A 14,421-nucleotide genomic window follows, 5' to 3' on the forward strand; every position below is an offset into this window, starting at 1 on the left:
TTGATGGAGGACAGATGATGTGAAAACGCTGGATATTATTGAAGTTGGAAAGAAGCAAAAATATATATTTCAAAGCAATCGTTTAAAAGAAATCGTCGGTGCATCAATGATCATCAGATATATCAGCGAAAAACTGCCTAAGGAGATTATGGACAAACATGAGTGTGACGTAGGGAAACCAACTGCCGTGATTGAGGGCGGGGGGCACAGCATCTACTCATTTGATTCAGAAGATGAAGCACGTAAATTCAATCATATTCTTTCAAAATATGTAGTGATACATTTTCCTGGTCTCGAACTGAATTGCCGATTGCTGTCCTATAATGATGAAAATGAAAGTATCAGAGATGCCATCGACCAGCTTTTTAAAGAACTGGCTGTAAAAAAGAGCAAGGGCAGTGCCAGTCTCAGTCAGATTTCCTTTGGCATCGAAAGACTATGTGAGTCCTCTCAGCTTCCCGCGGACAAAGATTATACAGTGATTGACGGGGAAGAGAGACGTGCCCTGTCTCCGGAAATCAAGTGTAAACTGGATTTTGTCCGTAAATATAAACCATCGGATTATTTCTCTGATCTGATTCCCGAAACCCCTTATCATATGTTCCGTATCCATGTCGATATGGATAAACTTGCCGGGAATGAGAAGAGTAAAATAGCAGTCATTCATATTGATGGCAATGGAATGGGGAAGAAACTGAATCGGTTTAAAGATATGAATCAGAAGGCGCCTGGTGAGTCCGTCTCCGATTTTAATAACCGATATCAGAAATCCTTCCGGGACTTCAGTAAGGGCATAGACAGTAAATATAAGCAGGCTTTTAATACGATGCTTGTGCGTCTGGAGAAAAGAATTGTCCAGGCAGAGGAACATTCGTCTCTTAAAATCTATCAGAATGACAAGGTTAATATTCGACCGTTGATTTTTGCTGGTGATGATATTTCGTTCATTGTTCCCGGTAATCTCGGGGTTGAAGCAGCGCGGATGATGCTGGAAGAAATTCAGAGGGAACCGCTTGTCATTCATGGGTCGAGGGGTCAGGAGGAAAATGTGACAATGCATGCATCGGCCGGTGTTGCCATTGTCAAATCTGGTTACCCGTTTTCAGTGGCTCACGATCTGGCTGAACAGTTGTGTGGCAATGCTAAATCCAGGCTGGCATCGGATGTGGCGGCCGGCATCGTGGCGGGTGATGACGCTTCAGTTCTTGATTTCCATGTGTTGAATGGTACATGGAATGTATCCCTGTCCCGTTACAGACAGAATAACTACAACAGAAAAGTGAATGGAAGGTCGTTCCGGCTGTCGATGAAACCATTATATGTTTTTTTGAACCAGCGTGTCCGTAATGAATCGGACGTCTGGGATTTTTCATTATTTACAGAAGCCTTGAAGCGAATTACCGATAACAAGATGGCAAGAAATAAAATCAAACGGCTGAGGGAGCATCTCCTTCTTGGACCCGGTGAGACGACCAGGTATATCAGGCTTGCGGGGCTGAGTGATCCGTTGACAAAATCATTTCCCCCACTTCCGGAAGGCACTCTTTTTGCTGCTTCTCCCGATCATGTACCAGTCTGTCTGTATTTTGATGCAATTGAATCTATGGATGATGTGATTCTGATGGATGAATGAGGGGAAGTGAGAGACATGAACTGGATCATACACATTGAATTGAAGTCGGAAGCTATATTTGGAAACGGACAGTCGGTTCCGGGAGAAGTTGATCAGGATATTGTTCATGATATATACGGTTTTCCTTTTTATGGTGCGAAAGCGCTTAAAGGTCACTTGAGAGAACAGACGGAGTTCGCCGCGAAAGCACTCAGCCAGGGGGTGAAAGACAAGAAAAAAACAAATCTGATGGAACAAACTGTGAATAGAATTTTTGGACAGCCCGGTTTGCTGGAAAAATCCGGCGGTGCAGTGAAGATAACGGATGCAACAGTACCGATGACGATACGAGCGCCATTCATTCAGGCTGTCGAGAACGGGGAGATCAGGAGGGAAGAAATATTTAACGCGCTGACATCAATACGCTCGTTTACATCCATTGACCCAAGGACAGGAACTGCAGAAGATCACAGTCTGAGAAAGTTCAGGATCATACGCAAGGGCCTGTGTCTTGAAGCGGAACTGACCGGTCTGGATTCATTTGAAGAACATGAGCTCGGGCTGCTTGCTGCCGGCATTGCAGGAGTCCGGACGATTGGTATGATGAAAACCAGGGGCAAAGGATATGTTGACTGCTCAATAAGAGAAGGAGAACTGGACGTTACACAGCGTTATCTGGATAGATTACGAGAGTGGGTGAACCTAAAATGACTGATTATTATCTCTATTCAATTGATACACTCCAGCCGGTGAAGATGGGAGGTACCGGCTCTCAGTCAGATAATGAGAATGCTCTCGATTATATCGCTGGCTCAACATTGAGAGGCGCTTTTATCGGAAAATATCTGCAATACCATCTGGGACTCCAGCTTCATGAAAACAGTCTGGAGAGACATCGATGGCTGGCGGGTGGTATCCGATTTCTAAACGGATATCTGAATATAGATGGAAGAAGAGGGCTACCTTTTCCAGCCTGCTTCTATTCCGATAAAGATGAATTAAGGCGGTACAGTGAGACTGGAGAGATTAAGGACCTTGTCAACAGTATGGAGGAAGAGCCAGGTGATGCCAGGAAGCGTCTGTCTCCAAAAGGATTTGTGCTGTTTGATCGTCAGGGAGGGCTGGTATGGGCTGAAACTGAAAAGAGTAGCAAGATACATATTAATTTAACCGGAGAAAAGACGCAGATTTACCGCTATGAAACCATTGCAGTCGATCAACAGTTTGTGAGCGCTGTTGCGGTTGATCAGAATGATGAATCACTCGATGCATTTTTCAAATCATTCGACGGGAAAATCATGCACCTGGGCGGATCAAAAAGCAGTGGATACGGCAAATGCCGAATGCACTTGCTAAGCGTCTCCAGTCAAAATCCTGAAGTGATTCAGAAGAACACAGATGTTCATGAATCCTTTTTTGTTTATTGTTTGTCTGATGTCATTCTTCGTGATCCTCTCGGGCGGTACACGACACAAATTGCTGACTATCTGAGTCACAGACTGGGTGATACAGTGACATGTACCGGGGTTTCCGTGCAGACAGCTTCGATATCCGGCTTCAATAACAGGTGGGGAAGCAGGACACCTCATGTTCAGGGAATTCAGAAGGGGAGTGTTTATCGTTTTCACTGCAGCGGTACGCTCGATCAATCGGTGATCAGCAGAATACAGAATCAGGGGATTGGGGAGCGTACGTCAGATGGATATGGGCGAGTTTTGTTTCTTTCGGATTTTAGTCCAGTGAAAATAATAAATTTTGAAAAGAGAAAAACGCGCACAGATACTGGGAAATCAGAACATCCGTTAACCCCGGCAAATCCAGATCATGACAGCATTCGAGCGCTGGCCAGAACCATCGTGCTTCACCGGATTGAGGATGCACAAAGGGATCTTCTACTTGAATGGGAGCTGGGTTCGAAAGATCGTGACATATCCCGCTCTATGCTGGCTCAATGGATGAATAAGTGTAACCAGATCAGACAGGAATCTCCGGCTGACGGGAAAAGAATCATACAACAGTATATCCATCATCTGAAGTACAGGGATCCTGATCCGGAACAGGGGTCAGTACAGGAACGGTTAAACGACACTGCGTATCGATCGCTGAAGCATTCTGAATTGAATGGGCAGCCATGGCTGGAATTCATCAGAAATTATGTAGATACTTCGGATGATGTCAGCATTCTGCTGGCACGGCTGAATATAAAACTACCGTCTGTTCATGGTATCGATAAAAAAACGTTACTTACGCCTGAGGATGCCTACCATTTAAATATGATGATGCTTTTTAACTATTTCCGGGAGCACAGGAGGCAACAAGTGAGAGCGGGTGAGAAAGTATGAGTATGAAAAGGTTTATGGCGATATATCGTTTTCTGTTAATCAGTACCGGCCCACTTCATATCGGTGACGATGATGGTGAACTGCTGATTGAAGAGAACAGTGGCAGAGCAGTCTTGCCGGGGACATCTTTTATCGGGGTTTTGAAAGCATATGCAAAGAAAAATGAAGAAGAACAACTGGTCAGTGAACTGTTTGGCAGTGACCGGCCAGCTGATCAGAAAATAGCCTCCAGCCTGCAGATTAGAGATATGGTCAGCAAAGAACAGGCAGCAATCGAATACAGGCCCTCCGTGCGGATAGATGGCAGGTTTGGCTCAGCAGATGACCAAGGCAAATTTGAGCATGTGTTTGTTGCTGCCGGAACGCGTTTTCAGGGAGAATTTTATGTATCCGCTGAAACTGAAAAGCAAAGTGAGCAATTCCACCAGATCGCCTGCAACTGCATAGCCGCGATTAATCATGGATTTATTCGATTCGGTGCCTATAAGGGGATCGGCGGAGGATTAATGAAGGCGGAGAATTTCCGTTACAGCATCTATGATTTATTTAAAATTGACGACTTTTTTCTGCTTTTCTCACGCAAAGATGAGCAGGAGAAAATGAGTCGGTTCGAAGATATCAATCTGCCAGAAGCAGCGGGAAAACAAGAATACAAATTCTCGCTGAGTGTCCGTTTTGACGCACCAATGCTCATACGAAGTGATACCTCAGTTGAGCAGAGTCTTGATGATACGGCGTCAAAACATCTGGATGCTGCTCCCATCAGAAGTTCGGACGGGAAATATATTATTCCCGGATCAAGCTGGAGAGGTGTGCTTCGTCATCAAATGGAAAGAATACTCGGATACTACGGACAGACTTCACTTCTTGATGATATATTTGGTAATAGTGGCGATAAGAATCCATCATCGGGAAAAATCTACGTATCTGATGCGTTGATCACCTCCGATCGCTCAGCTGATTATTACGGCATTCACATTGATAAGCTGACCGGTGGTGTGATGAAAGGTGCTTTGAGACAGGAACGCACAGTGTGGGGACGGGCATTGTTTCAGCTAAATCTGGCCGAGGAGAGGCAGGAAAAAGCAGAAAAAGCAGCTGGAGCCATATTACTTGGCCTGAGAGATATAGCCGAGGGATCTGTAAATCTCGGCAGTCACTCATCTGGGGGATTCGGTTATCTTCGAGGCGAATCGTTGACGGTTCGCTCTCCGGAAGGTGCCGTTTCTGTTGACTTCAGAAGACAATCCGTTGAAAACAAAGCGTTGGTCGATCGCTGGCTGGCGCGGTTACAGGGAGGAAAAGCAAATGAGGCCGTCTGACATCACGGATCGTACGAAATTGACTTCTGACTTTTTGAGAGAATATGACCTTAATCAGGCGCTTCTGTACTTTTATGATCATATTGGGGTTTGGCACGAAACGCCTGTTGCTCCGTCGAATTTGGATGAGGAGCAACTGATGGAAGGGTACTGGTTCGGCCGTGATCACTTTTTACATGCCTTTCGGGGCGATGATCATTCGGAAATGCGTTATCTGTTCTGCAGTGACGATGATGACACCTCCGGATTCACCAAAGACAGAGGTTTTATGATTCGGAATTCTCGTTTTGGGAAAACACTTCATACCCGTTACTACTATGAGGCTGATAACGATGGGCAATACACAGTCGTTTATGCCCGGCCATTACGGATCGACAAATGAGTCCATATACCAGAGGAGGTTTCATTGATGGCACAAGGATACACGAATGCTCCTTATAACTTTATCGACTTTCCTGACAAGTGGGTGGAAAGGTATGCTGATATCAGTGAACTTCCACATCATAATCGATATGTTCAAGGCACGCTGAGCGGAAAGGTTGAATTCGCCTTTAAAGCACAGACACCGGTCTGCTCCGGGGGCGAAAGAAAAAATAATGAAGTATACCCATTTAAGAACCAGTTGGGGTACGCCATACCCGGACGTTCCATTCGCGGGCTGATCCGCAGCCATGTTCAGATCCTGGGGATGAGCAATATTCGTGACGACATCGAGAATGAAACTTTTCTTTATCGAAATGTGGCCAGTACAAACAGTCATCTCAAGAAACAATACGATGCGGCGATCGGCGTCGGAACAGGCAGGGAAAAAACGCATCAGCAGGCCGAAAGAGGTGCTCTTCCGGATAAACTGAAGGCAGGCTATATCGAATGGATGCCCGATAGCAAACGTTATCGAATTATCCCGGCTGAAGAAGACAGGAATGGCAGGCAGTTTTACCGCATCTCAGAAAAGAAACTGCGCCAGATGGATTTGAAACAGGTAAAAGAGATTAACTATATGTATAGACCTGAAGTGTGGTCACAGTTACGCGGGTTCAGCTATAAAAAGGACCGGAATAAGATAAACAGAATTCTGGGAGATTATGAAAACAGGAATAACTATCATCCATATTATACCCCGGTTCGATTTGCTCTTGATGTGGACGGTATTCATGTAAGTAAGGTGGTGCCAAAATCAACTCCACTGGAGAAGGGACTGGAAGACGGCTTACTTCTGTCCTCAGGATTTATCAAGGGGAAGAAAAACCACTACATAATCAGACACCCTTCAGACGTGGGTCCGGACGGCGGCAAGATCATTGATCCGAGATCCATTGACGACTATGAACAGGATTTAAAACGAAAAAAAATGTCTGGCGAAAGTAAAAAAAAGGACAGAAACAGCACCTTCTACTGGCTTCCGGGCCGTGACCAGTCGATGAAGAAGCCTATTTTCTATGCGGAATCCGATGAACAGCTGAGTTTTGGCTTTACCCCATATTTACGTATTTTTTACGATTACACCATTCATCATGGACTCCCGGAAGCATTCCGAACGGGAGAGAAACTGGATTATGATAAGGCTCTTTTCGGGTTTACAGGCGATGAAAAGCATCCAAAGTTGAAAAAGTCGTACAAATCCCGGTTATCATTCAGTGATCTTCAGGCCGACGGAAACCCCCATCCGAACAAATCAGTAACCGTCACTCTGGCAGAACCGAAAGCGACAGCTTATCCTCTTTACATCAAGCAGCCAAAGGCTGAGTCAGGGACTTTATATTCTTACAATGATAACCGTTTTCAGCTAAGAGGAATGAAAAAGTACTGGTTACAGAAACCGAAACCGTCTGAACCAACAGGAAATCACAAAATGAACACGATACTTCACCTGCTGGATGCAGGGACAACATTCAGAGGGTGTATTCGATTCACCAATCTGGCACCGGACGAGCTCGGTCTGGTACTGTGGTCGCTGCTGCTGAATAAACAGAGTGTGATACAGACAGGCATGGGAAAACCATATGGCTATGGTCAAATGAAACTCGACCGTGAATCGGTAAAATTATTGATCGAGCGTCCGGATAAGAAGTACGGATCACACTTTACTTTTTTCAATGACTATACCGAAACAGCCGATCCTGAAAAATACATTTCTTGTTTCAAGCGATACATGCGGGATGAACAGAAAGTGATGATCATGAATGAACCAAGTGTCCAGGGATTCTTCAAGATGCTCACAAATCAAATGAAGGATACTCAGGTACGATATCGTGAACTGAAAGAGTTTAAAAGTTTAGATCCACTGCCGACCATTGATGAACTTCTCACTGGACATATTAAGTACTTTAAGGGGGATATGCGCAAAAGACCACGGGGCCAGCAATTCGGCAACCGGTTTAGAAGGGGCAGTGGCAGGAACAACCAGCAGTCTCAAAACAAGTTTCGAAACAACCGGTCTGGACAATCCGGGAATTATTATTCCTCAGGCGGTGATAGGCATTCCCAAATTGATGAGCGGTGGGCTAAACTGCGGAAGCTCAGAGACAAAGACAATAATAACAACGGTGATCACAAGAATAACAGATAAGCCTGTTTATCAGTTCACAACAAAATAATGGAGATTGATCAGCACACTCTGGATCGATCATCACGAGGAGGAATGATGAGTGTGAAGATACTAATTCTGACAATTGGTGGTTCGGATACTCCGCTTGTAAAAAGCATTGAATCAGCACATGCCGACCATGTTTATTTTGTTTGTTCGGATGGCTCTAATGGACAGGCGAGCAGTGTGTCCATGGTTACGGGGAAAGGGAATGTTTGCGGCGGAAATTCCCGTCCAAATATCATGATACAGTCCGGAACAAATCCGGAGCAGACAACCATCCTCGAAGTAGATCCTGATGAGCCGGCAGATACCTTTAACGTGGTATTGCCTGTTTTGAAAAAACACAGGAACGATCAATGCATTGTTGATATTACAGGAGGTACAAAGTCGATGGCCGCCGGGCTGTATAGTGCCGGTGCGGAGTTCAGAGATATTAATTTCACTATCGTAACCGGGTATCGATCTGATCTTCATCCTGTAACAGGGACACACAGCTATGCCACATTACTTAAGAAAAATGTTGTTTTCGGGAAGCGGCGCATGATCATTGTTCAGTCACTTATCAGGAAACAGGACTATGAGTCGGGCATTCCCCTGATTGAGAATCTGTTTCGGACAGAAGGTTTCGGATCTGATAAAGCATCATCATCGAAACTAAATCAATTATATTATTTCTGCAAGGCATTTTCTGCCTGGGATAATTTTGATTATGCAGAAAGCCGGGAGTTGTTGGAATCGTATATAGAAATGATCAGCTCCGAACAAAAAAAGGTGATAGCAGATTATAAATCTCTTGCAAAACGACTGGCACACGCTGTTGATCTATTCTATGATCCCTCGACTCGTAGGAAATATAGGAAGGGACGCCAGAATATGTACCTGATCATCTATGACTTGATCAGAAATGCGAAACGGAAAGCAGCGAAAGGACACTTTGACGATGCGGTGGCACGTCTTTACAGAGCAACGGAAATGTATGCCCAGGTCACTTTGATGCAGTTCAACATTGATACGTCAGATGTTGACATCGCAAGAGTGGCACAGCTTGGTGCGGATAAACCGGTCATTGACGAACTAAAGCGGAAAGCATCAGAAAATGGTGGTAAAGTTCAAATTCCTCTGCAGGCCGCCTACCAACTGCTGGCTGATCTGCATCACCCGATCGGAAATCTATGGAAACCGGAAAAGGATAAAATAACAGATTCCCTGACAATCAGAAACTACAGTCTGCTTGCGCACGGGATACGGCATGTGTCAACAGATGACTACGAAAAAGTAAGCCGCATAATCATCGGCTTTTTGCAGAAATGTGATGATCAAAATAAGGAGCTGGCAAAATCAAAAATAAAACTGGAAAATTACATGGATCTACCCAATCAAATTATCCTATAAGTACGTTCATGTTTGTCTACCTGATCATCGGAATGTAGAGTGGCTGACTAATCTCTGATCATCTGAGAGATGATTCTTGGGGGGTGTTAACAATCGGTCGGAATATTCTATTTTCATTTCTTGGAACGACAGATTATAAGGAATGTATCTATACCTGGCATGGGCAGGAAAGCCGGCCAACCCGTTTTGTACAGACAGCGATTATTGAGCATCTGATGCGAATGTTCGAACATCTGGAAGTTGTCATTTTTGTCACAGAGGATGCGCTGAAGAAGAACTGGGAGGATGGTTTTTATGAGGATGAGGCCGGTGAAGCGAAGCGGGGGTTAAAGTCCTGTCTCAGGACCATCTCCGGAATCCGGTTCAAAAAGGTACTGATCGAAAATGCCGGTCAGTCTGAAACGGATCACTGGAAATTGTTCGATCTTATTTCTTCAGAGATTTATCCGAATGCAACCATTTATTTCGATATCACCCACAGTCTGAGACCTAATCCGATCGTGGCTCTGGCGGTAATTAACTATGCCCGCGTGATTAAGAAAGCTCGGTATGGCAAATTTCTGTATGGCCGGCTCGACGATCTGTCATCAGTCAATCATGGCATAAAGGGTTCAGAGGGAAAATACGGACATGCACGGATAATCGATTTTTCTCCTATGATGCGGTTGCTCGACTGGACAAACGGTGTGGATCAGTTTCTCCGGACCGGGGATGCAGGCAGGATAAATGATATTGTTCGGGAAATACAGCAATCCGGTGAAATTCGGGAACGTCCGCTGGATGAGCGCGAACAGCTGGATCAGTTACAGACAATAGCTGACTCCCTGAAAGACGCCGGATTATCTTTGACAACCGTCCGTGGACATTCTATGAAACCCGACTATCCAATGGGAAATCAAGTCAGTTATGTGCAGGCACTGAAGCATTTGCGTTCAGCAATAAATAATCTGACGGGTGAGAAGAGCACCCCCCTTTATCCTTTGAAACGGCTGATCGGTGAAATTAATCGCAAGTTTGAAGGATTCGGAGAAAACGAAGCGATGGATCTGTTTTACGCAGCCAGATGGTGCTTTGAGAACGGAAGAATCCAGCAATCCTATACATTTCTGGAGGAAAATATAAAAACATTACTCTGTAGGATACATGGCCTGCACGATAATAACCGGCATGATCGTGAGGTTGTTAAGACGGCGATTATGAATTATAAAAACAGACAGATTCCAAAGGTAGGACTGCCGCTTTGTGACAGCCATGACGTGGAGACAGCTAACCGTGTGATCGCTACACTGGCGCCGTATGGAAATCTGTTCAGTGAAAAATACGATCAGCTGAGGCGTTACCGTAACAATATGAATCATGCATCGATGGATCATTCTAACCTGAAAATCGATCAGCTGAGCCGTACAATGGAAAAACTGCTGAATCATTTCAAAGTTTTTTTCCAGAATGAAGGGTTGCGAATGAAAAAATGAGCAGGTATCTGCCGGGTTTGCTTGCAGTTTGCAGGTTCTTCGGTAAAGCAAGCCTTTATGATCTGCATTTTACCCGAAGAACGTATGGCGATATTTTACAGGAGGCTACTCATGTCTGAAACAACCAACGAACTGATCATTACTTCACTGTTACTCCAGAATTGCCATTTCAGCGAAAGCCAGGAACAAATCGGCAAATTTATTAACCGATCGATGCTTCTTGACCCGGAATTGAAACAGCTCCATGGGGAGGAGCGGATTTTTAAAGGCTATGTTTTCTCAAATTTTTATCCAATAGAGAAGGATGGCTATTACAAATCCGGCAAGGTATATGTCTGGAGACTACGCGCGGTTTCTGAATCATTGCTGAAAAAGTTCAGAATTACTGTGAAAAAGACAACTAGTGCATTTATAAAGACTCTGGCAACGGAAATTAAGATCGCACCATACAGGCATATTTCAGAACTTTATACAATAAATCCGGCTATCCTCACTTTAGAGGATAACCAGCCATTTCTTCCCACCTGTGATCTCCTGCAGTTAAGTCACGCCATCCAGACAAATCTGGAGAAAAAGTGCCGTTATTTTACACATAATCCTGGTCATGTTGTTCAACCACTTGTCAGGCGGATTCAGATGATCAATCGAAAACCTGTAAAAACGAGATACAAGCATATGTCAATGCTTGGAAACAAAATGAAACTTTTTGTATCTGAAGATGAATTTTCGCAGAAATTGGCACAAATGGCTTTGAATACCGGTTTACTGGAAAAGAATGCAATACTCGGGTCAGGCTTTGTCGTTGCTAACTTCACAGGGAGGTGATTGCATTGATTATGGATTTTACAAAAATGTATCAAGAAGCGGTCAAGAAAAATCAATCGATTCTTTTTGATACTTACAAATTGAAGCGAGGCATCTATATTCTGCTTGACTATCACAAAACGTGGGAGCAAAATCTGGATTCAATCGAGAACTCATATGTCATTATTGATAGAACAGAGACTTATGTCAATAAGTCGCTCCAGGAGAAGTTCAAAAAATTGGATTATTACAGCAGCGTTCTGTTTGATTCCAGCAATAAAATGGTTGATCTCCCAGGCCGAAAGATCCACAGCATCACGCCGCTGGCATTTTTTATGAAGGAACAGACTTTTTTACTTGATAAGAAAAAGGAGGATATGTCGGCAGCTGAACAAAAAAAAGTGCTCTTCCCGGATGAACTGAAGAAACATATCGAAGAGTTTTATCAAAAGCTGGAGCAGTTTGATGACGGATTTCTGAATTTGTATCCGATTACTGCCCATAAAAAAAAGGATAAACAGCAACAGCTAAAGGAACGGGATCAATTCTTTACTGAAAATTATCCCGACTTGGTATCCGCCCTTAAAGATCCTGTGCGGTTGAATCGAAATCATGATATTAGAAAATATTTGATTGAAAATATGGATCAAATCATCCTATGGTTAAAAGCAATCAAAGAAAGAACAAACTTCAGCAATTATGTCAAAATATTTTTTGATGTACCGGTTGAAGACTATCAGCAGGAATACAAGCTTTACGTTGTTCAGAAGATTTATACGGTAAATGATTATTGTGCTATTGACGGATCAAACATCGTCGGACTTCCTTCCGGTGACATGACAGTTAACGGCAAAAAGCCCTATTTAAAGCATCGGACAATGCGAACTGAAGTACCGTTGCGTCTGTCGGTTGATGAAGCAATCGCTCGGAAGGATCTCTATAAGTGGTTGGAGAGCCATGGCAAGTTTATCACACAGAAATATTCCTATCAGGAACTTCTAAAACAGGATCTTCGGTCTGAAGAAGGCATGTATTATCTTAGTCTGGATACCGATTCCAGTGTTATTTATTTAGATAATGTCCCGTTCAACGCAAGACAGCGGAAAGTCAGGGTGCCATTTCGAGAGATACAATATAATAAGGAACTGAAAACATATCAGGAAACAGATAAAGAGATTTATGATCGGGCAGAACTCTTCGGTTGGGTTAATCGTTTCTTTTTTAAAAACCAGCTTCAGGGTAGCTGGCTGACAGGTGAAATTTCGGTCAATCAGGTGATAACACCCACACTTCAATCGATTATTCTCCAGAGCAGGCAGGCGTGGTTTGATTTTCTTTTTAAGGGATCTGCATCAGCTATTCGGCCAATGATAAATCGATTAACACTGGAATTAATTACAGAATTGATAGTAACTTCTGAAAGGGGAGGTAGAACGCAGATTTTACAGGCTTATTATCTCCGCCTGGGGTTGCTGGATTGTCTAGATGTGAAAATTGATGAAATGAAAGGAGAAGATATTATGGATTATTTATCAGAACTTTATCACAATACCGATCATGATCTGGATAATAACAATTTTTTTGCTATTGAAAACGATCGACAGTTTTATTACCTGGCAGGGCAATTGACGTACTATCTCGCCGCTCAGTCTGAAGCGGCGAACATGACCCATGATTTATACCGACCAGTCATGATGGCAGTTGGTAATCCTGAAAAGCTAAAGGAACAATTGGAAGAGATGCGGAAGATTTATGGATATCGTCTGAGGCATAATTATCAACGATTTAATTATGCTTATGCCGCAGTCATGGGTTATTCACCTGATGAAAAAACAACACAGCTTGATAAGGAACTGATGCTGGCCGGCTTGCTTTCAGCAAATCTGTTTTTTAAGAAGAAAACAAAGAATGATGAAAAGGAGATTGATGTCTAATGAAATTCAGGAAGCGTGTTTATGGAGTAATCGGTATTGAGAGCACAATGGCCAACTGGAATGCTGATTTTTCAGGAAGACCAAAATCGACGATGAGCGGGCAGGTCTTCGGCAGTGATAAGGCTTTAAAGTATGCGATTAAGCACTACTGGGCAGAGAATGGGGAAAAGGTGCTTTACATCAAATCGTATATGCTTGGTAAAAAAACGGGAAAATTGATCCCAAGGGACTTGACCGAACGCTATGCTTATCTGTTTGGTGAAGAAGTGATGAAGGATGATGGATCGGCAAAAGTTTTGGCAAATTTATTCTCGGCGATTGATGTGATGAATTTCGGAGCTACCTTTGCTGTAAATAAACAGAATATTGGTTTGACCGGTGTGGTCCAGATTGGTCAGGGGCTGAATAAATATGAAGACACAAAGACAGAAATTCAGGATATTCTCTCGCCGTTTCGTAATTCAAAGAAAGAAGAAGTTAATGATTCAGGTCAGAAAGATGCATCATCGATAGGGAAGAAAATTATCAGTGATGAAGCTCACTATTTCTACCCTTTTTCGGTAAACCCGTATAATTATGATCCCTACGTTGAGCTTGTCGAAGGGTTTGAGGGCTATACTGAAGAAGCCTATCAAAAGTTCAAAGAAGCCGCACTTTTATCTGCTACGGCACTGAATACCAACAGTAAGTCAGGTTGTGCCAACGAATTTGCACTTTTTATTACCTGTAAAGAAGGCAGCAAACTGTATCTGCCCCAATTGGACAACTATCTTGTCTATAAAAAAACAGGCAACAAGAGTATCGTTGATCTGGTGGATGTTGCGGCCTTGATTGAGCCGTACGCAACTGAGATCGAACAGGCAGAAATCTACTATGATCCTTACAAACTGGAAGCTACAAGTACGGATCGGTTCGAACTGAAGAATCTTTTTACCAAAGAACCTGTGAAATGA

At 43.5% G+C, this 14,421-nt stretch carries 11 protein-coding genes; all 11 read left to right on the forward strand.

Annotated elements, in window-relative coordinates; translation table 11 throughout:
- The first annotated feature begins 19 nt into the window (after positions 1-19).
- Positions 20-1,633, forward strand: coding sequence for a hypothetical protein (locus ABNN70_RS06430; RefSeq protein ID WP_353949156.1), 1,614 nt, complete (start codon positions 20-22; stop codon positions 1,631-1,633).
- 15 nt (positions 1,634-1,648) lie between these two features.
- The gene (locus ABNN70_RS06435; protein WP_353949157.1) at positions 1,649-2,323 is read left to right on the forward strand and encodes an RAMP superfamily CRISPR-associated protein; all 675 of its coding nucleotides are present in this window, start codon (positions 1,649-1,651) and stop codon (positions 2,321-2,323) included.
- Positions 2,320-3,954: an RAMP superfamily CRISPR-associated protein gene (locus tag ABNN70_RS06440; RefSeq protein WP_353949158.1), complete on the forward strand. Its 1,635-nt coding sequence runs from the start codon at positions 2,320-2,322 to the stop codon at positions 3,952-3,954. The genes ABNN70_RS06435 and ABNN70_RS06440 overlap by 4 nt, the downstream gene beginning before the upstream one ends.
- The gene (locus ABNN70_RS06445) at positions 3,951-5,276 is read left to right on the forward strand and encodes an RAMP superfamily CRISPR-associated protein (protein WP_353949159.1); all 1,326 of its coding nucleotides are present in this window, start codon (positions 3,951-3,953) and stop codon (positions 5,274-5,276) included. Before ABNN70_RS06440 ends, ABNN70_RS06445 begins: the two co-directional genes overlap by 4 nt.
- Positions 5,263-5,658, forward strand: a complete 396-nt coding sequence (locus ABNN70_RS06450; RefSeq protein ID WP_353949160.1) for a hypothetical protein — start codon at positions 5,263-5,265, stop codon at positions 5,656-5,658. Before ABNN70_RS06445 ends, ABNN70_RS06450 begins: the two co-directional genes overlap by 14 nt.
- Positions 5,659-5,685: 27 nt before the next feature.
- Entirely contained in the window at positions 5,686-7,845 is a 2,160-nt protein-coding gene (locus tag ABNN70_RS06455; protein WP_353949161.1) for a TIGR03986 family CRISPR-associated RAMP protein, read from the forward strand.
- An 81-nt stretch (positions 7,846-7,926) separates the two neighbouring features.
- Positions 7,927-9,258 (forward strand): TIGR02710 family CRISPR-associated CARF protein, encoded by a 1,332-nt coding sequence (locus ABNN70_RS06460; RefSeq protein ID WP_353949162.1) that lies wholly within the window; start codon positions 7,927-7,929, stop codon positions 9,256-9,258.
- An 83-nt stretch (positions 9,259-9,341) separates the two neighbouring features.
- The gene (gene csx2, locus ABNN70_RS06465) at positions 9,342-10,730 is read left to right on the forward strand and encodes a TIGR02221 family CRISPR-associated protein (RefSeq protein ID WP_353949163.1); all 1,389 of its coding nucleotides are present in this window, start codon (positions 9,342-9,344) and stop codon (positions 10,728-10,730) included.
- 111 nt (positions 10,731-10,841) lie between these two features.
- Positions 10,842-11,555 carry a CRISPR-associated endoribonuclease Cas6 gene (locus tag ABNN70_RS06470; protein WP_353949164.1) on the forward strand — a complete coding sequence of 238 codons (714 nt, stop codon included), beginning with the start codon at positions 10,842-10,844 and terminating at the stop codon, positions 11,553-11,555.
- Between the two features lie 5 nt (positions 11,556-11,560).
- Positions 11,561-13,468: a hypothetical protein gene (locus ABNN70_RS06475; RefSeq protein ID WP_353949165.1), complete on the forward strand. Its 1,908-nt coding sequence runs from the start codon at positions 11,561-11,563 to the stop codon at positions 13,466-13,468.
- On the forward strand, positions 13,468-14,421 hold the full coding sequence (locus tag ABNN70_RS06480) for a type I CRISPR-associated protein Cas7 (RefSeq protein ID WP_353949166.1): 954 nt from the start codon (positions 13,468-13,470) through the stop codon (positions 14,419-14,421). Before ABNN70_RS06475 ends, ABNN70_RS06480 begins: the two co-directional genes overlap by 1 nt.

Source organism: Sporolactobacillus sp. Y61 (genome assembly GCF_040529185.1).
Lineage (GTDB): Bacteria > Bacillota > Bacilli > Bacillales > Sporolactobacillaceae > Sporolactobacillus.

What these genes read in the sequence shown, in the direction of transcription:
- ABNN70_RS06435 (WP_353949157.1), top strand. Translation starts at nt 1,649, where the DNA reads ATGAACTGGATCATACACATTGAATTGAAGTCGGAAGCTATATTTGGA.
- ABNN70_RS06440 (WP_353949158.1), top strand. Translation starts at nt 2,320, where the DNA reads ATGACTGATTATTATCTCTATTCAATTGATACACTCCAGCCGGTGAAG.
- ABNN70_RS06445 (WP_353949159.1), top strand. Translation starts at nt 3,951, where the DNA reads ATGAGTATGAAAAGGTTTATGGCGATATATCGTTTTCTGTTAATCAGT.
- ABNN70_RS06450 (WP_353949160.1), top strand. Translation starts at nt 5,263, where the DNA reads ATGAGGCCGTCTGACATCACGGATCGTACGAAATTGACTTCTGACTTT.
- ABNN70_RS06455 (WP_353949161.1), top strand. Translation starts at nt 5,686, where the DNA reads ATGGCACAAGGATACACGAATGCTCCTTATAACTTTATCGACTTTCCT.
- ABNN70_RS06470 (WP_353949164.1), top strand. Translation starts at nt 10,842, where the DNA reads ATGTCTGAAACAACCAACGAACTGATCATTACTTCACTGTTACTCCAG.
- ABNN70_RS06480 (WP_353949166.1), top strand. Translation starts at nt 13,468, where the DNA reads ATGAAATTCAGGAAGCGTGTTTATGGAGTAATCGGTATTGAGAGCACA.